Raw genomic sequence first — 17,220 nt, 5'->3', positions numbered from 1 at the left:
AATTACCCTTCCTTCTCAATCGTATCTAGGCATTCACGAAGTAGTTGACCGTACTCGTATTTACCTGGACATACAAAGGTACACAATGCTACATCTTCTTCGTCTAGTTCTAGCGCACCAAGTGCTTGAGCACTATCAATGTCGCCTGCACATAGATCACGAAGCAGCAATGTTGGTTCCATATCTAGAGGCATTACGCGCTCGTAATTACCAATTGGAACCATTGAGCGGTCACTACCGTTTGTTGTCGTTGTCATGTTGAACAACTGACCTTTAAACATGTGACCAAGGAATGAACGAGTAACAGAGAACTTGTTCTTACCAGGCATAGCCCAGCCGAATAGCTCTTTATCACGACCTTCACGTAGAACAGAAACTTGCTGATGGTAACGACCAAGGTAAGCATGTGAACCTGTTGCTTCAGTACCCGTAAGTACAGAACCAGAAATCACACGAACTTCACCTGGCATTAACTCGCTGTCTGTCAACTCTTCAAGGCTAGCACCAAGTTGAGTACGAACTAGACGTGGGTTGTTCACCACTGGACCAGCCAGAGAAACAACACGCTCAGAGTAAATCTCACCAGTAAGGAAAAGCTTACCGAATGCGATAACATCTTGGTAGTTAATGCTCCACGCTACATTTTGTGCATTTACCGGGTATAGGTAATGCATATGCGTGCCTGCAAGACCTGCAGGGTGTGGGCCATCAAAAACATGTTCTTCAACGTTAGACTGAGCTGAACGAGGTAAGCTAGTACCTTTTTTACAAACGTACACTTTACCGTTAGTCAGAATTGAAAGAAGATCTAAACCAGCAACGAAAGCATCAGACTGCTCGTTAATGATTAATTCTGGCTCAGCTGCTAGCGGATTAGTATCCATAGCAGTTACGAAAATAGCCTGAGTTTCAGAATCAATGGCTGGAACCTTGCTGAACGGACGAGTTCGCAAAGCGGTCCATGCGCCAGACTCAACTAACTGAGCTTTAACCGTTTCACGGTCAAGGCCTACTAGTTGGTTAGCTTCATAGTTATTGAACGTGATTTGCTCATTGCCTGCTACTTCAATCACTACTGATTGAAGAACACGCTTAGCACCACGGTTCACTTCAATAACTTTACCGCTTGCTGGAGAAGTAAATACAACACCTGGGTTCTTTTTATCTGCAAAAAGAACTTGGCCTTTCTTCACTTCATCACCAACGCGAGCATGCATCGTAGGACGCATACCAACGTACTCTTCGCCAAGCAAGGCGACTTTAGTGATGGACTTACCATCATTAATCACCTGGGATGGAGTTCCTGCGATAGGAAGATCCAAACCCTTCTTTATTGTAATCATACGCACTTGCACTACTTTATCGGGAAAAAGATTCTTTTAATTGCGTAAATTCAGGACGTTTTATTCCGCCCTTAGACACGACATTACAGTGTCCGGTTTCGGTAGATTTGAGATACCAAAATCGCAACATTATCTTAATAAATTCATCACACTAATTATGTGAGATTTATCAGGTGCCGTATTCTAGCATTTTTTGACAACTTGATGCCATGACCAATAACTTGAATACGGCCTTTATTTGGTGAGATTTGAAGCATATGGACTCTCAAATATGTATAAATTTGACGAGCCGCACAGATAAAATGGCTTTTGAATCGTGTTTTAAACAAGAGATTAATACTCTGTCACAAACTAATATTTTACGAGTTATGTTGAAACACTGTTAATAAAAACATTACTCATTGTAGGTATTTTTGACAGCTCAATTTGACATCAATCTGAGTGATATAAACCTAAAAACACATAGTTTTGATGACAAAAGAGGCGGCATAACCACCTCTCTTTATATGTATTGAATCTATTACTTGCCACCGCCCATACACATAGGGCTATCTGGCACGTTATCTAGCTGCTTCATCCATTCATCTTTTGTATAGGTATGAATGGATAGCGCGTGAATATTATTCGCCAGTTCTTCTGAAAGTGCTTTATTTACCGCTCGGTGACGAGCAATAAGACGCAAACCTTCAAACACATCGCTGACAACAATCACTTTAAAATGACTCTCAGAACCAGCCGGAACATTGTGCATATAGCTCTCATTCACCACGTTTAAATGACTTGGTGAAAACTCATTGTGCAATTTTGTTTCGATAACTTCTTGGATCATTGTGATTCCTTAAATAGCGTATTGGCATTATCTGTCGCTCCAGTATAAACCCTAACTAACCGACTGTCTGAGTATTTCATCGCTGACTCGAGGGGTTTAGTCGAGTTTTTTATATCTTGTTCAGGCTGCATTTGAGACAATATCTTTGTTATTTCTTACATAAGTATCTCAAGCAATGAAAACTGAACTTACCCTTCACGATAGAACTTTAACCCTAAATCGTTTCCCCAACCGTTCAAATGAAACCCTTCAAGCTTGGGATGCCGGCGACGAATACCTGATTAGCCATGTTGAAGAGATGAATCTTGAACCTGGTAAACACATCCTGATCATGAACGACAGTTTTGGCGCCCTATCCGCTTGGTTCTCAAAAGATCATGACGTGACCATGATGAGTGACTCTTTTATCTCTCATCGCGGAACGCTAAAAAACTTGCAACGTAATCAGAGCAACCGTGTGAACTTTTTAAACACGATGGATGATATCCCACACGGTATCGACCTTGTGATCATGCAATTGCCGAAAACCAACCGCCACCTTGTATGGCAGTTGAGTCAGTTGCGCCAAGCACTGCCTGAAGGCTGCCAAGTAATTGGTGTGAATAAAGTTAAAGAGATCCACACTTCAACACTGAACCTGTTTGAAAAGTATCTGGGTGAAACCAAAACCTCTCTAGCTAAGAAAAAGCATCGCCTTGTGTTCTCGTCTCCAAACTGCCAACCAATTCAAACGGTAGAGCCTTATGTTGAATGGGATGTGGACGGTGAAGATATTCGCTTGAAAAATTTACCAAATGTTTACTCAGGCGAGGCACTCGATCAAGGCGCTCGTTATATGTTGGAACACATTCCACAAGATCCAGAATTACGTCACATAATTGATTTGGGTTGTGGTAATGGTGTACTGAGTGTGAAAGCAGGTCAGTTAAACCCACAAGCTCGTATTACCTGTGTAGACGAAAGCTTCATGGCGGTGGAATCTGCGCGCCAAAACGTAAAAGACAATCTTGGCGAAGAAGGTAACTTCCAGTTCATCGCAAATAACTGTTTAGATGGCTTTAAGAAAAACAGCACCTACTTAGTTATGTGTAATCCTCCGTTCCATCAACAGCAAGCGATCACTGATCACATTGCGTGGCAAATGTTCTGTGATGCAAAGCATGTTCTTAGTAACGGAGGTAAATTAATTGTTATTGGTAACCGACACCTCGGATACGATGTCAAACTAGCAAGATTATTTGGTGAAGCTAACGTCGAAACGCTTGAATTGAACCAAAAATTTGAGATATTACAGGCAACAAGAGAGCCTGCTAATTTTAATAAATAGGCAGTAGACTGCTTTATAAGAATTTAAGATACCGAGCTTCTGGTGTGAATTTAGAAAGGATAAAGGAATGAAAAAACTGATTTTGGCTGCTTCTATCATGGCTCTGACTGCCTGTTCAGCCCCTCAGCAAGAACAGATCAACGTAATGCCAGAAGCTTCACTAAGCTCAAGCAACATCGTTCAAGACAAAACATACACACTAACGAGCAAAGATGTTCGTGCCGCTCAGTATGTAGCCTTGGTTGATAGTGGCCGTTCAAATATCCAGCCGATTCACGCTAAACAGAACATGCGTATTTCTCTAGAGGACGCATTAGCAAAACAACTGGACTCTCAAGGTTTCCGTGCAAGCGTAAACAGTGAAAACTCAATTGTTTTAGAGATTCAAGAAGCACTTGTTACCGTAGAACACACCATTATGGAAAACCAAATGGACGGTAAAGTGACACTTGAAGTCACGGCTGAGACACCTGAAGGTAAGCTCGTTAAAACATTCAACGGTACTGCAACTCGTACTGGTGCATTAAGTGCTTCAAACGAAGACATCTCAATGGTTCTAAACGATGTGATCAACTTGGTTCTTACTGAAATCGCGAACGATCCTGAACTACAAAACTACATGAAGGAACGTTTCTAATGAGCCGTATTCTAACTTCTATTGCATTAATGCTGGTTAGCGTGAGCGTTTGGGCTACCCCTAAAGTCAACGTAGAGACGACATTAGGCGACTTCACTATCGAGCTAAACCAAGAGCAAGCACCTATTAGTGTGGCTAACTTCCTAAAATACGTTGAAGATGGCAGCTACGAAGGCACTATCTTCCACCGTGTTATCCCTGGATTTATGGCGCAAGGTGGCGGCTTTGATCAAGATATGAATCAACAAGCGACTTATGCTCCGATCAAAAATGAAGGCAGTAACGGTCTAAAAAATGATACAGCAACGATTGCAATGGCTCGTACTAACGCGCCAGATTCTGCGACTCGTCAGTTCTTTATCAACTTTTCGGATAACGACTTCTTGAATGCAAAAGGTGGCAACCCTGGTTACGCTGTTTTCGGTACGGTGACTGAAGGTTTCGATGTCGTACAAAAGATGGCAACCATTCCAACTAAGCGAATCGGTCGTATGTCAGATATCCCATCAGACCCTATCATCATCAACAAAGTAACACTTCTTAAGTAATCTCATACAGCGCCCTTAATCTCTTAAGGGCGTTTTTCTATACAAGGACGCCCCATGTCATCTGGCACTCCCTCTCTTTCTTGGATGCAGACCTTCCGTAGCTACCTAGATAAACGTCTACTTTGGGTGTTTATGCTGGGTTGTTCGAGTGGCTTTCCTTGGGTTCTTATCGGCTCTAACATGTCTGGCTGGCTAAAAGATGCTGGCTTAACTCGTGCTGCGATCGGTTATTTCGGTAGTGTATTTGCCGTCTATGCCATTAACTTTTTATGGGCACCATTGGTAGACCGAGTAAAACTGCCGGTGCTTCACGCAATACTCGGCCAGCGCCGCAGTTGGATCTTTTTCTGCCAAACCATTGTTTTAATCGGCACCTTATTCATCGCAGGCGTCAATCCCGCAGATAATTTGGCGTTTACCTCAATGTTAGCGCTCGCTATTGCTATTGCCTCAGCCACACAAGACATCGCGATTGATGCATTTCGTATTGATACCTTCCCAAAATCCGAAGCATCAAAACTGCCGCAAGCATCCGCAATGGCCGTGATGGGATGGTGGACGGGTTATTCTCTTCCGGGTTATCTCGCCTTTATCAATGCCGATACTATCGGTTGGAATGGCGTGTACTACGGCATGGCTGGCGTTGTGATTATTCTGATGCTATTCACTTTATTTGTCGGTGAACCAACAACACAACGTGAAGCGCTACAACAAGAAGCACAGCAGCGACATAGTAAGGTGGTGGGTTCAAAAGTCGTCGCTTGGTTTAGCGTAACGGTACTAGAGCCGTTCTACGATTTCTTTAAGCGTAACGGTGTTCAAGTTGCCATTACTCTATTGCTCTTCGTATTCCTATTTAAGATTGGTGAAGCCTTCTTAGGTAGAATGTCGATTCCCTTCTATAAAGAGATCGGCTTTAGCAATGAACAAATCGGCCACTACTCCAAATTAATTGGTTGGGGCGCAACAATATTCTTCACCTTGTTAGGCAGTGTCTTCAATGTGAAATTTGGTATTGTACGTGGGCTAATGATTGGCGGCGTAGCAATGGCAGCCAGCAACCTAATGTTTGCATGGATAGCTCAAGTAGGGCCAAATGAAAACTTATTCTTGGCAACGATTATTGTCGATAATTTCACTACCGCTTTCTCGACCGTCGCATTTGTGTCTTTCTTAACACTATTAACAGGGCAAGCCTTCTCAGCGACACAATATGCCTTGTTAGCGTCCTTGGGTAATTTCGGTCGAACAACACTGGCTTCATTCAGTGGCGAGCTCGTCGACTTCCTCAATGATTGGTCAACCTTCTTTATACTGACGTCATTAATGGTGATTCCGAGTTTGATCATGCTCTATTCGTTACGTCACTTTTTCACGGATTTATTAGAAAAAGCCAAAAACAATCACGAATAAGATAAAAAGAAACAGAATAGAAAGAGGGTAGCATCACGCTACCCTCTTTTACTTTGTCGCTATCAATTTAACAAGAGCTAATCTGTTGTATCACTCACTATAAGATTAAAACCCGTTCCGTCATCAATCGCCACGACTTGATACACCACACCATCAGCCAAGGTAGCAGGAGCAGAATCAATTGCCACAACCGACGGTTGACCCGCGACCGTAATCGTCACAAAGTAAGACCCCGCCGCAACATAAATACCATTCACATAATCTTTGAATTTCACATCGCTCAGCGCAGGGGTGCTGCCAGCAATACCCGTATTCTCGGTCAAGTAAATATCTACCGAAGCTGCAATTGGGTTTGCCGCCGCATGGGTAATATTCAATACTGCGCTAGTCGCTACCGGACGACGGTTCTCAGGGATTACAAGTGCTTCCAAGTTCAATGGAGACACTGTCCCCACGGCATAGATGCTGTAATCCATGCCAGCAAATACAGCCACTCCATCTGCATCAATCAATGCGTTGGTTGTTGTACCATCAGCAAAGATATCAATATCGTAAGTGCCTACGGCTAAATCTAGAAATCCACGGATCTCTTTAAACATCAAATCAGCAAGAGGTGCAAATGCAGCTCCGTTCACAAATGGATCTACATCCGGCGCTCCATTAACTAAATGCCCGACTCTTACTTCGGCAGTTTCTGCCATGTCGTAAATTAAAGATGAACCGCTACCGTCCATCACCATCAACTTCACCGGAGATGCACTGTTTGAGTCAGCTCTTGGTACCGCTGCAATAGTAAGTTCACTGCCACCAGAAAGCGTTATCTCCCCAGAATCAAAAGCAATAGCACTTCCGCTCACTGTTTCTAATCTTATTCGGTACTGACCAGCTGGGATATTCAGCACATCAGTAAAATCTTTGTAACCAAGAGTCCCAAGCGGCGCACCTAACGGATCACTCGGCCCGGTAACATACAGGTTCACATCACCAACTCCTGTTGCTGCATGTACAACTTGCACGTCTAAACTTGAGCTTGTTGCCGTCCCCTCTGCAGGGCGTGTAACAACTAAAGCCTCTACAGGATTATTAGAGCCATCGGCATCGCCGACCACCATGACGGTGTAATCTAAGTCACCGCTCAAATCGAATTGGCTTTGAGGAATCACTGTGGCGACAGCATCACCAGGTAATTGCACATCGACTTGTACTGATGTCTGCCCCTGGTCGACAGAGGTGTAACCAGACGCTTGAGCATAATCAACGCCAGTCCAACGAGCCTGACTATTTACGATAACATTAGCTAAGGGCGCGTCGGGTGATGCATGCACGGCTTGCAGTTGTGTTGTTGGTTCATCGTCGTCATCACACCCAACAATGAACAGCGCTGAAATTGCTACCGCTAATAATGGTGAATATTTCATCGGTCTTCTCTCCAAAAAAATTAGACCAGTTCGTCACACAAAAAGATAAGCTCAGTAAAAATCTTTAAACACTCTCTCGGTATTTAGTGCTGTGAACTGTCTCAAATATATCTGTAGCTTGAAAAGTAATGAGGCTCGAATTCCAGATTACTCATCACATGAGTTGTTCATCAATTGATTCCAACACCATTACGAAGTTGGTCAAAAATAGATCAAACACAGAATGGAGGGTGATTTGAATTAGTCACTTTTCAGCGCGAAAAGCCTTGGAAAGGAATACTGTTGATTTTGATATGCATGTCACTCTATTCAGTAGAATCGTTTGCTTAGGGCAGTAATTCACCAATTTATCCATAAAATAATCGAATTTCACAAAATCAATAGAATTAGTGGTGCATCAAGATGCATTACTGACTTAAAGTTCCATCATTTAGATCATTAGTGTGATCAACCTCACTATAATAATTATAGTTTTCACTCCGTCTCACTTTTATTTGAGAACAAAATCGCTATTATGCTCGGCATTCGGACATACAAACACGCACGGATTAGCGGGTTACTTATTTTAAACATAGAGAGTTCCATTATGCGTAAATCACTTTTAACTCTTGGCCTACTTGCAGCAACATCTGCTCCAGTAATGGCAGCGGATTATTCTGACGGCGACATTCACAAGAACGATTACAAATGGCTTCAATTCAACCTTATGGCTGCAATTGACGAGCTTCCAGGTGAATCAACTCATGATTACCTAGAAATGGAATTCGGCGGCCGCTCTGGTATCTTCGATCTTTACGGTTACGTTGATGTGTTCAACCTAACGTCTGATCCTGGCAGCGACAAAGCTGACGCAGACTCAAAAATCTTTATGAAGTTCGCACCTCGTATGTCTCTAGACGGACTAACTGGTAAAGACCTTTCTTTCGGTCCAGTTCAAGAGCTATACGTTGCTACTCTTATGGAGTGGGATGGTTCAAACGGTGGTGTAAACACTCAAAAAGTGGGCCTTGGTTCTGACGTAATGGTTCCTTGGTTTGGCAAAGTAGGCCTAAACCTTTACGGTACATACGACTCAAAAATTAAAGACTGGAACGGTTACCAAGTTTCTATGAACTGGTTCAAACCATTCTACTTCTTTGAAAACGGTTCGTTCATCTCTTACCAAGGTTACATCGATTACCAATTCGGCATGGATGACGACTTCGCTGCACTTAACACTACTAACGGTGGTGCTATGTTCAACGGTATCTACTGGCACTCTGACAGCTTCGCGGTTGGTTACGGTCTAAAAGGTTACAAAGACGTATACGGTCTTAAAGATGACGGCCTAGCAGGTAAAACGACAGGCTTCGGTCACTACGTAGCAGTAACTTACAAGTTCTAATCGAACTTCTAAGAAAACTTCCTAAATGGCACCCTCGGGTGCCATTTTTTATTGCTTTCATTTAATGCCTCGCTATCCTTGCAGCATCACTTTCTTATCTCGGTATTGCTGTGAACATCACGATTGTTGGGCCTGGGGCTATTGGCTCTTTGTGGGCGATAAAACTACTTCAAGCGGGTCATAATGTATCTTTGTGGGGTCGCTCCGCTGACGACTCAATGAAACTATCATTAGATGAACAAGCTTCCCTTTCTTTCAGTAACCACAATATCGAAAAGCTATCGGAAAGTGATCTAGTCATCTTCACGGTCAAAGCTTGGCAAGTAGAAGAAGCAACTACCCCGCTGCTTCAATATCTCGAGCCTGATACCATTCTCATGTTCATGCACAACGGAATGGGCGCGGTTGACGATATAGCCACTCAAATTGATGGTCATCCGGTAGTATTGGCGACCACCACCCAAGCGGCATTCAAACCCAACCGCAACAATGTATCCCACACAGGAATCGGCCAAACACAATTGGGGGCTTTTAACCTCAAGGGTCAACAGTGCACTTTTTTAGTTGATGTGTTGGAACATGCCTTACCTGCCGTGAGTTGGAATCCAGAAATAAAAACAGCGCTATGGACTAAGCTCGCCATCAATTGTGCCATCAACCCACTGACAGGGTTGGAACAAGTCAAAAACGGAGAGCTTGCTGACCAAAGGTTTAGCGAAGTTTTGAGTTCTATAATTAAAGAACTCACACAAGTGATGCAGGCTGAGGGTATTACTTGTTCCTTCGACGAATTAGAGACAAGCGTCAATAAGGTTATTCAAGCGACAGCTAAGAACAATTCCTCAATGAAGCAAGATGTGTTTTACCAACGAAAAACAGAAATCGACTTCATTACCGGACACCTAATAAAAACCGCGCTTAAGCATCAGATAGAAGTTCCGGTTAACCAAAAGCTCTTCGCTCAGGTTAAAGAACGAGAAAATAGCTGGAATCATCAAGATTAGTCAGCAACGGTTAACAAGTCGCGATAAAATAACGATACCGCTAAGCATAACGCTAGCACCAATTTCCAAGATTTTAGGTAAGAATAGATGCTTGATATCAATCACATCCGAGAGCAGTTTCCTGCGCTATCACAAACCATCAACCAACAACCGTTGATTTACTTAGACAGCGCGGCAACAACACAAAAACCTCAGGTGGTTATTGATGCCATTAGCCAATATTACTCCAAGCAAAATGCCAATGTTCACCGTGGTAGCCACAGCTTAACAGCTCAGGCGACCAGTCAATTTGAAGCGGCCAGAGACAAAGTCGCACAGTTTATCGGCGCGACATCGTCAAAAGAAATTATTTGGACTCGCGGTGCAACCGAAGCACTTAACCTGATCGCACAAACTTACGCTAGAAGTACGCTTCAACCTGGCGATGAGATCTTGGTCAGTGAAATGGAACACCACGCCAACATCGTCCCTTGGCAAATCGTAGCTGAACAAACTGGTGCTAAAGTTGTGAAAGTACCGATGACATCGGACTGCGAGTTTGATCTTGTTGCGTTTAACGCTCTGTTGAATGAGCGAACCAAGATTGTTGCGCTGGCTCAGATAACCAACGTCACTGGTTCTCGTCAGCCGATTGAAGCTGTCATCAAGAAAGCACATAAGATGAATGCAATTGTTGTGGTCGATGGCGCGCAAGGTATTGTTCATGAACCCGTTGATGTTGCTGCTTTAGATGCTGACTTCTACGTTTTCTCAGGACATAAGCTCTATGCTCCAGCAGGCATTGGCGTGCTTTACGGTAAGATTGAATTGTTAGAAGCGATGCCACCTTGGCATGGTGGTGGCAAAATGGTCGAGCGCGTATCCTTTTCTGGCACCACATTTTCTGAACTGCCTGGTAAATTTGAAGCTGGCACGCCAAACGTGGCGGGAGCCATCGCATTAAGTACAGCGATAGAGTGGTTACATCAGTTTGAGCAGCACGATGTGGAAACTCACATCCACCAGCTACTACAGAAAACCTACCAAGCACTCAATCAATTGGGTGATATCCAGGTTCTTGGCTACAAACCCAATTCAAGTGTGATTACTTTTGTGATGGACGGAGTTCACCATCAAGATATTGCGACGCTGTTAGATCAACAAGGCATCGCAGTTCGTGCTGGCCACCACTGTGCACACCCATTAATGGATGCACTTAATGTAAAAGGGACGGTACGGATCTCATTTGGTATTTATAACAATATGGATGATGTTGAAAAGCTCATTGCAGCGATAGAAAAAGCCGTCGATATGCTCTAATTCACCGCTAACAATTTTGGTGTCTGGTTTTAATTTTCAAACCAGACACTCCTCCTTCCAAATTAGTTCCATTTCCCCATTAAACACCTACCAAGTTAAACCGTTGATAAGTAATAACTTTATATTTCCTTTATATTTCTCTGATTCGTTTTTATTGATTTCTAAGACTTCATTGATGAGTCATTTCTAAAAAAAGACACAATGCACCCCGTTCTCGTTAACCGCAGATAACAAACTGAATCTCGCCATCAATAACAAGAACCACCATTTATCATGGGTGACCTAGAGCTGACGGAATAGCACTTTAAATACAAACTTTTTAGATAGAGACAACACAATGAAACTTAAAACAATCGTTCTTCCTCTAGTAATGCTAACTGCCGCTCAACAAGCTTCAGCTGACCCATATATTGGTGCGAGCTACTTATATTCTGAGTACCAAGTAGAGAACGAAAACGTCGATATGACCGATGAGAATAGCGGATACAACTTGTACTTGGGTTACTCATTCAACGACCTTCTTTCTATCGAAGCTGGCTACGCTGACTTTGTCGATACACACAAAGATTTCGAACACGTGTACTCAAATGCATGGCTAACTAGTGCAAAAGTTTCTTTGCCAATCACTATCTTTGACATTTATGGCCGTGCAGGTATTGGGCACTTTGAAAGTAACCTAGGTGATAGCAACGACGTTTACTACGGTGTGGGTGCAGGTGTAATGATTGGCCCGGCTCGTGTTGCTCTTGAATACACAATGTACGAAGCAAAAGTTATCGAGAATGGCTACGCGGTAAGCGCTGAGTTCCACTTCTAAACCTACTTATTTACTTTTTCACTTATGACTAGTTCATAAAAAAATACGGTGCTCATTGAGCACCGTATTTTCTAATCTCTTGTTTATAAAAGCAGGCTTTCTAATAACTGACTTCTAGTTCTAAGCTGAAAGAAGCTTTATCTGTTCAACAATCGCCTTCAGACCATTCCCTCTAGAAGGGCTAAGGTGAGTAATTAAGCCGACCTCTTCGAAGTATCCATCAATATCGAACGCTTGAATCTGCTCTGATGTTTTACCGTCATACGCGGCCATCACTAAAGCAATAAGACCACGCACAATACGCGCATCCGAATCTGCACAAAAATACCAAACACCGTCGATGTTCTGAGAAACTAGCCACACTTGGCTTTCACAACCAGAAACCACAACCTGATCATTTTTCAGCTCGTCAGGCATGATTGGCAGTTTCTTGCCCCATTGAATCACTTGACGATAACGGTCTTCCCAACCGCTGAAAGTCTGCATCTTTGCGACAATATCATTGCTGTTAATTTCTTTGCCGAATGGAGAGCTTGGGAATGACATCATTTTATTATCCAGTAGATTGTTAGGTGCACAAAAGCTTGCTGTTTCGTATCGAGTGCTTACTTATTTAGTATGCTTTTGAACGATCTTTTCTACGATACGTGAAACCGCCACAAAACCAAACGTAGCCGTTACAACCGTTGCTGCACCAAACCCCGTCGCACAATCCATGCGCTTTGGACCTTCTGCGGTCGCTTTCGCAGCACATACACTGCCGTCAGCTTGAGGGTATTTAAGTTGCTCAGTCGAGAACACACAATCGATGCCAAACTTACGTGCTGGGTTCTTAGGGAAATTGTGATGGCGACGCAACGTGTCTTTCAGTTTCTTCGCTAACGGATCTTGAATCGTCTTAGTCAGATCAGCCACTTTGATTTGAGTTGGGTCAACTTGGCCACCCGCACCACCAGTGGTGATCACTTTGATCTTGTTACTACGACAATACGCCAACAGCGAAGCCTTAGCTTTCATGCTATCAATCGCATCGAGAACAAAATCGAAATCTTTCGACAAGTATTCAGACTGATTGTCAGGACCAATAAAATCGTCTATCAGGTTCACTTTACATTCAGGGTTAATCAACTTAACGCGCTCAGCCATCACTTCGATTTTGCTCTTACCAACCGTACCCGACATAGCGTGGATCTGACGGTTGATGTTAGTCACGCAAACGTCATCCATATCGATCAACGTCAGCTCACCTAAACCAGTACGAGCAAGCGCTTCAACAGCCCATGAACCCACGCCACCAATACCGATAACACACACGTGTGCCGCTCTAAGTATGTCGACTTCACTATTGCCATATAGGCGACGAGTGCCACCAAATCGTTGGTCATAGTTTTCTGAAGCTGGAGTGGTCAATTCACGCATTGTTGCCGCCAATTTATTTCTGAGAAAAAGAAAAGAGTGCGTTTTATACGCACTCTTGAATAAAAAGTCTAGGGGATTAGCGATTCGCTTTCAATGCCCAATTTTATTGTCGTTTACTCGACCTTCTCAGGAGGCAAAGCCCAAGGCGCTTCGGTCGCGCTGCCATCTAGACCCAGCTTCCACACTCGACCAAAATGCTTGTAATGACCCGCTTCAGTACCCGCTCTTGGCCCCATACCGTGGTAGAGATCCAAGTGGTTCTGCTTAACCGCGCCACCGGTATCCAAAACCAGTAGCAGTCTTAGTTGGTGTGCTCCGCTCCAAGTACCATCGGCATTTAATAGTGGCACCTCTGCAAGAATCGGAGTTCCCATTGGTAAGATAGAGCGATCACCTGCAACCGCCGCCATTGGTAACAATGGAATGCCTGCGCTACCCATTACCGATAAATCTTCTCTAGAACTAAAGAAAACAAAAGAAGGGTTTTGCTCAAGTAGCTCTTTTACCACGGAAGGCTCATTTGCCATGACCCACTCTTTAATGGCTTTCAAAGACATTTTTTCGCGTGGAACTAAGCCTCGATCAATCAAAACACGGCCAATGCTCACGTAAGCTTTGTTGTTCTTACCCGCATACGCGAAATATTTAAGCGTGTCGTCGTCACCAAAATGCACAAAGCCACTGCCCTGCACTTCCATCATAAACGGGTCGATACGATTTGCAGCGTAACCTAATTCAAGACCTTGGCCTTCTAATGCACCGTTGTAGATCTCTTCACGAGTCGGACAATCTTTATCACAATCAGGAAGTCCATAAACAGGGAATCGGTATTCTTCATTCGCTTCATGGCGCAGTTCCATCACAGGAGAAAAGTAGCCCGTGAACAAAACATTGCCTTGCTTATCGCCACCACCAAGTTGCGCGGTTTGAACACCAAAGTTGGCTAGCTCGCTCGGATCACCACTTTGCATCGCCCACTCGTTAAGTTGCTGATAAAGCGGCTCATAGATTTTTGCCATTGAAGGGGATTTAGAAACCACCATCTCAGCTTGTTCTGAAAATGCGGTGTAGTCTCTTGGTTTATTGGATTCAACCTGATCGACCTTATTTAAGGCACGGGGAAATTCATCATCAAGGTGTTGTTGAGCACGATCGGTGGGTTGAGCACAGCCAAATAGTAAAGAGGCGGCAACAAGGGGAAGCCATTTTTTAATCACAAGAGTCATCCTAAAAATTCTATGCATCGAGGATGACAAAAACGGTCAGATAACACAATCTTAGATTGTAAGAGTTTACAGTAAGATAACCTATCGAACGGAATTATCGATATAGCCTTTGAGGCGAAAGACTGGGTTGTAGTGCCCATCTGAATCGAGCACCATTTCTGTATGATCAGATTTGGTCATGCGGAAGCGGTACGTTTTATCCCCCGCCTTGTATTCAAAGTAGTTACCATCAAACTCAAAGTTAGTCGAAATGACCGAACCACCGACTGAGACACCGTTGGCATTAAGCACAAATTCATCTGTCGCATAATGAGCAACATCTTGTTCAACCCAAGTGCCATAAAGCAAATGATCGGGCGTTGCTGCATCTTGTACTCGATTAATAACATCACCAAAAAGAGACACCACCGCAAACGTTCCGACCATAGCTAATGCCATCAGGCTGCGTTCAATGATCTTACGCTTCAATTTAGATTGGTTGCGTTGCTCAGCTTCACTGTAGAGGCCTTTGGTTATTTCATCGATCTTGTTCTTTCTTGCTGGAGCTTGTTGCATTCGGTGACTACTCATAAAGATGCTATGCGCATTCTACACTGAGACAGTTTATATAATGAACCCTAGATGAGAATAGTTTGCGCTTTATTCCAAAAATGTGTTGTTTACTTTTGAATTTAAATGCTAAATTAACGAATAAATAAACACAAATGGACTTGTTCTGTGAAATTAAGAAGTACAGCGCTAGTAAAAGGTTTCAGACAATCAACCCCTTACGTAAATGCTCACCGTGGCAAAACCATGGTAATTATGCTGGGAGGTGAAGCCGTTGCCGATAGAAACTTTGGCAACATTATTAGTGATATTGCCCTACTCCACAGCCTTGGAGTCAAGATTGTTCTTGTTCATGGGGCAAGGCCGCAGATCAACCAACTGCTAGCAAAGCAAGATTGCCATACGCCTTACCACAAGAATATTAGGGTCACCGATGAGTATTCACTGGGTGTTGCGATGCAGGCTGCTGGCCAATTACAACTCGCCATCACCGCTCGACTCTCAATGAGTCTGAACAACACCCCAATGGCAGGCACTCAACTGAACGTCATGAGCGGCAACTTTATTACCGCTCAGCCATTAGGTGTCGATGATGGTACGGATTACTGCCACAGCGGGCGCATTCGTCGAATCGATATAGAAGGGATTAATCGTACACTCGACCAAGGATCCATCGTCCTGCTTGGCCCTATTGCCAGCTCGGTAACGGGCGAAAGCTTTAACCTACTTTCTGAAGAAGTCGCCACTCAAGTGGCCATTCGTTTAAAGGCCGATAAGTTGATTGGTTTTTGCTCGGAGCAAGGGGTAACGGATCAAACCGGTAATGTACTCGCCGAACTTTTCCCCACAGACGCAAAACAAATTCTAGAACGCTTAACTCAATCTCAAGACCCAGCTGAAGACATGAGTACAGGAACACTTCGATTCTTGAAAGGCGCGATCTCTGCTTGTCGTGCTGGTGTGCCTCGTTGTCACTTAATCAGCTACAAAGTGGATGGCGCATTAATCCAAGAGCTGTTCTCTTTCGACGGTATTGGAACCCAAGTGGTCATGGCGAGTGCCGAGCAAGTCAGACAAGCTCAGATTGATGACATCGGTGGTATCTTTGACCTCATTCGCCCTCTTGAAGAACAAGGTATTCTCGTTCGTCGTTCAAGAGAGCAGTTAGAACAAGAAGTCCATCGTTTTACCATCATCGAAAAAGACGGTCTGATTATTGGCTGCGCTGCACTATATGCTTATCCCGAAGATCATATGGCAGAGATGGCGTGTGTGGCTATCCACCCTGACTACCGCGATGGAAACCGTGGGCAATTACTGCTGGATTATATGCGTCATCAATCCAAGTCGCGTGACATCGACCAGATCTTTGTTCTTACCACACATAGCCTTCATTGGTTCCGTGAACAGGGTTTTTACGAGATAGGTGTTGATGAATTACCGATGGAAAAACAGGGTCTATACAACTATCAGAGAAACTCAAAGATCTTAGCGTTAAATGTGTAAATAAAGTTTTGGACTAAAATCTCACTTCAAAAGGAAAATAATTGCAAATGTAATCGTTTTCTATATGAGATTTATTAAGTATGCACTTTCACTCACACGAATAATTGTATAGAATTTAAGCGCTTTAATGATATTAACAAATGTTTTTATAGGAATTACCATCTCGATAGTCACATCGAACTTATTGAGATGGTAACTGCACGGATTGCTATACCCGTTAACGGTCAGCACGCTAGCAGTAGCTCTGCCGTTAGTATAAACAGCAAAAAGAGCAACATTGATATGAGAACCATTGTTTGTAACTCGCTGCAAAGTTTTTGGGATATGGCTGATAACCAATTCTTAGAAGGGCTAGACGTACACTGCGTGTTCCCTGTGAGCGAGAACCTCAAAGAGTTTATTTTGAATTGCCAAGCAAAGTACAAGATAAACCATATATCGTTTACTCGAGCGTTTTTAGGCACGGATTCCTAATAACGTTCAAAGCAACCAGGGATGGTT

The 17,220-nt window shown here is 43.5% G+C and carries 17 protein-coding genes; 10 read left to right on the top strand and 7 right to left on the bottom strand.

Annotated elements, in window-relative coordinates:
• Window positions 1–2: 2 nt before the first annotated feature.
• Window positions 3–1,343 (bottom strand): Na(+)-translocating NADH-quinone reductase subunit A, encoded by a 1,341-nt coding sequence (locus tag QUF19_RS03455; protein WP_122054169.1) that lies wholly within the window; start codon window positions 1,341–1,343, stop codon window positions 3–5.
• Between the two features lie 520 nt (window positions 1,344–1,863).
• On the bottom strand, window positions 1,864–2,172 hold the full coding sequence (bolA, locus tag QUF19_RS03450; protein ID WP_017064186.1) for a transcriptional regulator BolA: 309 nt from the start codon (window positions 2,170–2,172) through the stop codon (window positions 1,864–1,866).
• Between the two features lie 175 nt (window positions 2,173–2,347).
• Here bolA and QUF19_RS03445 point away from each other — a divergent pair, with 175 nt between their 5' ends.
• From QUF19_RS03445 to QUF19_RS03430, 4 genes are all read left to right on the top strand, one after another.
• Window positions 2,348–3,499, top strand: a complete 1,152-nt coding sequence (locus tag QUF19_RS03445; protein WP_102437463.1) for a methyltransferase — start codon at window positions 2,348–2,350, stop codon at window positions 3,497–3,499.
• A 67-nt stretch (window positions 3,500–3,566) separates the two neighbouring features.
• Window positions 3,567–4,136: a YajG family lipoprotein gene (locus tag QUF19_RS03440; protein ID WP_286296000.1), complete on the top strand. Its 570-nt coding sequence runs from the start codon at window positions 3,567–3,569 to the stop codon at window positions 4,134–4,136.
• On the top strand, window positions 4,136–4,684 hold the full coding sequence (locus QUF19_RS03435; protein WP_286295998.1) for a peptidylprolyl isomerase: 549 nt from the start codon (window positions 4,136–4,138) through the stop codon (window positions 4,682–4,684). The genes QUF19_RS03440 and QUF19_RS03435 overlap by 1 nt, the downstream gene beginning before the upstream one ends.
• Before the next feature lie 54 nt (window positions 4,685–4,738).
• Window positions 4,739–6,097: an AmpG family muropeptide MFS transporter gene (locus tag QUF19_RS03430; protein ID WP_286295995.1), complete on the top strand. Its 1,359-nt coding sequence runs from the start codon at window positions 4,739–4,741 to the stop codon at window positions 6,095–6,097.
• Window positions 6,098–6,174: 77 nt separating this feature from the next.
• On the opposite strand, the gene QUF19_RS03425 is transcribed toward QUF19_RS03430, so the two are convergent.
• Window positions 6,175–7,515 carry a DUF4397 domain-containing protein gene (locus QUF19_RS03425; RefSeq protein WP_286295990.1) on the bottom strand — a complete coding sequence of 447 codons (1,341 nt, stop codon included), beginning with the start codon at window positions 7,513–7,515 and terminating at the stop codon, window positions 6,175–6,177.
• A 586-nt stretch (window positions 7,516–8,101) separates the two neighbouring features.
• Between QUF19_RS03425 and QUF19_RS03420 the strand changes: the two genes are divergently transcribed.
• The 4 genes from QUF19_RS03420 to QUF19_RS03405 all read left to right on the top strand — a co-directional run bounded on the left by QUF19_RS03420 (window position 8,102) and on the right by QUF19_RS03405 (window position 12,019).
• Window positions 8,102–8,899 (top strand): nucleoside-specific channel-forming Tsx family protein, encoded by a 798-nt coding sequence (locus tag QUF19_RS03420; protein ID WP_286295987.1) that lies wholly within the window; start codon window positions 8,102–8,104, stop codon window positions 8,897–8,899.
• A 110-nt stretch (window positions 8,900–9,009) separates the two neighbouring features.
• The gene (panE, locus tag QUF19_RS03415; RefSeq protein WP_286295985.1) at window positions 9,010–9,903 is read left to right on the top strand and encodes a 2-dehydropantoate 2-reductase; all 894 of its coding nucleotides are present in this window, start codon (window positions 9,010–9,012) and stop codon (window positions 9,901–9,903) included.
• An 87-nt stretch (window positions 9,904–9,990) separates the two neighbouring features.
• Window positions 9,991–11,202, top strand: a complete 1,212-nt coding sequence (csdA, locus tag QUF19_RS03410; protein ID WP_286295981.1) for a cysteine desulfurase CsdA — start codon at window positions 9,991–9,993, stop codon at window positions 11,200–11,202.
• Between the two features lie 337 nt (window positions 11,203–11,539).
• Window positions 11,540–12,019 (top strand): porin, encoded by a 480-nt coding sequence (locus QUF19_RS03405; protein ID WP_286295979.1) that lies wholly within the window; start codon window positions 11,540–11,542, stop codon window positions 12,017–12,019.
• A gap of 120 nt (window positions 12,020–12,139) precedes the next feature.
• Here QUF19_RS03405 and csdE read toward each other — a convergent pair whose 3' ends face one another.
• The 4 genes from csdE to QUF19_RS03385 all read right to left on the bottom strand — a co-directional run bounded on the left by csdE (window position 12,140) and on the right by QUF19_RS03385 (window position 15,219).
• Complete coding sequence (csdE, locus tag QUF19_RS03400) at window positions 12,140–12,568, bottom strand: cysteine desulfurase sulfur acceptor subunit CsdE (protein ID WP_286295977.1); 429 nt, start codon at window positions 12,566–12,568, stop codon at window positions 12,140–12,142.
• 60 nt (window positions 12,569–12,628) lie between these two features.
• Entirely contained in the window at window positions 12,629–13,438 is an 810-nt protein-coding gene (tcdA, locus tag QUF19_RS03395; RefSeq protein WP_286295976.1) for a tRNA cyclic N6-threonylcarbamoyladenosine(37) synthase TcdA, read from the bottom strand.
• A gap of 113 nt (window positions 13,439–13,551) precedes the next feature.
• Complete coding sequence (mltA, locus tag QUF19_RS03390) at window positions 13,552–14,664, bottom strand: murein transglycosylase A (protein WP_198595881.1); 1,113 nt, start codon at window positions 14,662–14,664, stop codon at window positions 13,552–13,554.
• Between the two features lie 81 nt (window positions 14,665–14,745).
• The gene (locus tag QUF19_RS03385) at window positions 14,746–15,219 is read right to left on the bottom strand and encodes a DUF2850 domain-containing protein (RefSeq protein WP_192890716.1); all 474 of its coding nucleotides are present in this window, start codon (window positions 15,217–15,219) and stop codon (window positions 14,746–14,748) included.
• A gap of 162 nt (window positions 15,220–15,381) precedes the next feature.
• Between QUF19_RS03385 and argA the strand changes: the two genes are divergently transcribed.
• Both argA and QUF19_RS03375 read left to right on the top strand, forming a co-directional pair.
• Window positions 15,382–16,719 (top strand): amino-acid N-acetyltransferase, encoded by a 1,338-nt coding sequence (gene argA, locus QUF19_RS03380; protein ID WP_286295974.1) that lies wholly within the window; start codon window positions 15,382–15,384, stop codon window positions 16,717–16,719.
• Between the two features lie 282 nt (window positions 16,720–17,001).
• Complete coding sequence (locus QUF19_RS03375; RefSeq protein ID WP_008223046.1) at window positions 17,002–17,193, top strand: hypothetical protein; 192 nt, start codon at window positions 17,002–17,004, stop codon at window positions 17,191–17,193.
• The last annotated feature ends 27 nt before the right edge of the window (window positions 17,194–17,220 follow it).

Origin of the sequence: Vibrio sp. FE10, from assembly GCF_030297155.1 — a bacterium.
Classification (GTDB): domain Bacteria; phylum Pseudomonadota; class Gammaproteobacteria; order Enterobacterales; family Vibrionaceae; genus Vibrio; species Vibrio apostichopi.
The sequence above is the reverse complement of the archived record's forward strand: the minus strand, read 5'-3'. Positions and strand labels throughout refer to the sequence as shown.

Bases quoted from the DNA above. Each gene is read 5' to 3' on its own strand.
- QUF19_RS03455 (WP_122054169.1), bottom strand. From the start codon at position 1,343: ATGATTACAATAAAGAAGGGTTTGGATCTTCCTATCGCAGGAACTCCA.
- bolA (WP_017064186.1), bottom strand. From the start codon at position 2,172: ATGATCCAAGAAGTTATCGAAACAAAATTGCACAATGAGTTTTCACCA.
- QUF19_RS03445 (WP_102437463.1), top strand. From the start codon at position 2,348: ATGAAAACTGAACTTACCCTTCACGATAGAACTTTAACCCTAAATCGT.
- QUF19_RS03440 (WP_286296000.1), top strand. From the start codon at position 3,567: ATGAAAAAACTGATTTTGGCTGCTTCTATCATGGCTCTGACTGCCTGT.
- QUF19_RS03435 (WP_286295998.1), top strand. From the start codon at position 4,136: ATGAGCCGTATTCTAACTTCTATTGCATTAATGCTGGTTAGCGTGAGC.
- QUF19_RS03430 (WP_286295995.1), top strand. From the start codon at position 4,739: ATGTCATCTGGCACTCCCTCTCTTTCTTGGATGCAGACCTTCCGTAGC.
- QUF19_RS03425 (WP_286295990.1), bottom strand. From the start codon at position 7,515: ATGAAATATTCACCATTATTAGCGGTAGCAATTTCAGCGCTGTTCATT.
- QUF19_RS03420 (WP_286295987.1), top strand. From the start codon at position 8,102: ATGCGTAAATCACTTTTAACTCTTGGCCTACTTGCAGCAACATCTGCT.
- csdA (WP_286295981.1), top strand. From the start codon at position 9,991: ATGCTTGATATCAATCACATCCGAGAGCAGTTTCCTGCGCTATCACAA.
- QUF19_RS03405 (WP_286295979.1), top strand. From the start codon at position 11,540: ATGAAACTTAAAACAATCGTTCTTCCTCTAGTAATGCTAACTGCCGCT.
- csdE (WP_286295977.1), bottom strand. From the start codon at position 12,568: ATGATGTCATTCCCAAGCTCTCCATTCGGCAAAGAAATTAACAGCAAT.
- tcdA (WP_286295976.1), bottom strand. From the start codon at position 13,438: ATGCGTGAATTGACCACTCCAGCTTCAGAAAACTATGACCAACGATTT.
- mltA (WP_198595881.1), bottom strand. From the start codon at position 14,664: ATGACTCTTGTGATTAAAAAATGGCTTCCCCTTGTTGCCGCCTCTTTA.
- QUF19_RS03385 (WP_192890716.1), bottom strand. From the start codon at position 15,219: ATGCAACAAGCTCCAGCAAGAAAGAACAAGATCGATGAAATAACCAAA.
- QUF19_RS03375 (WP_008223046.1), top strand. From the start codon at position 17,002: ATGAGAACCATTGTTTGTAACTCGCTGCAAAGTTTTTGGGATATGGCT.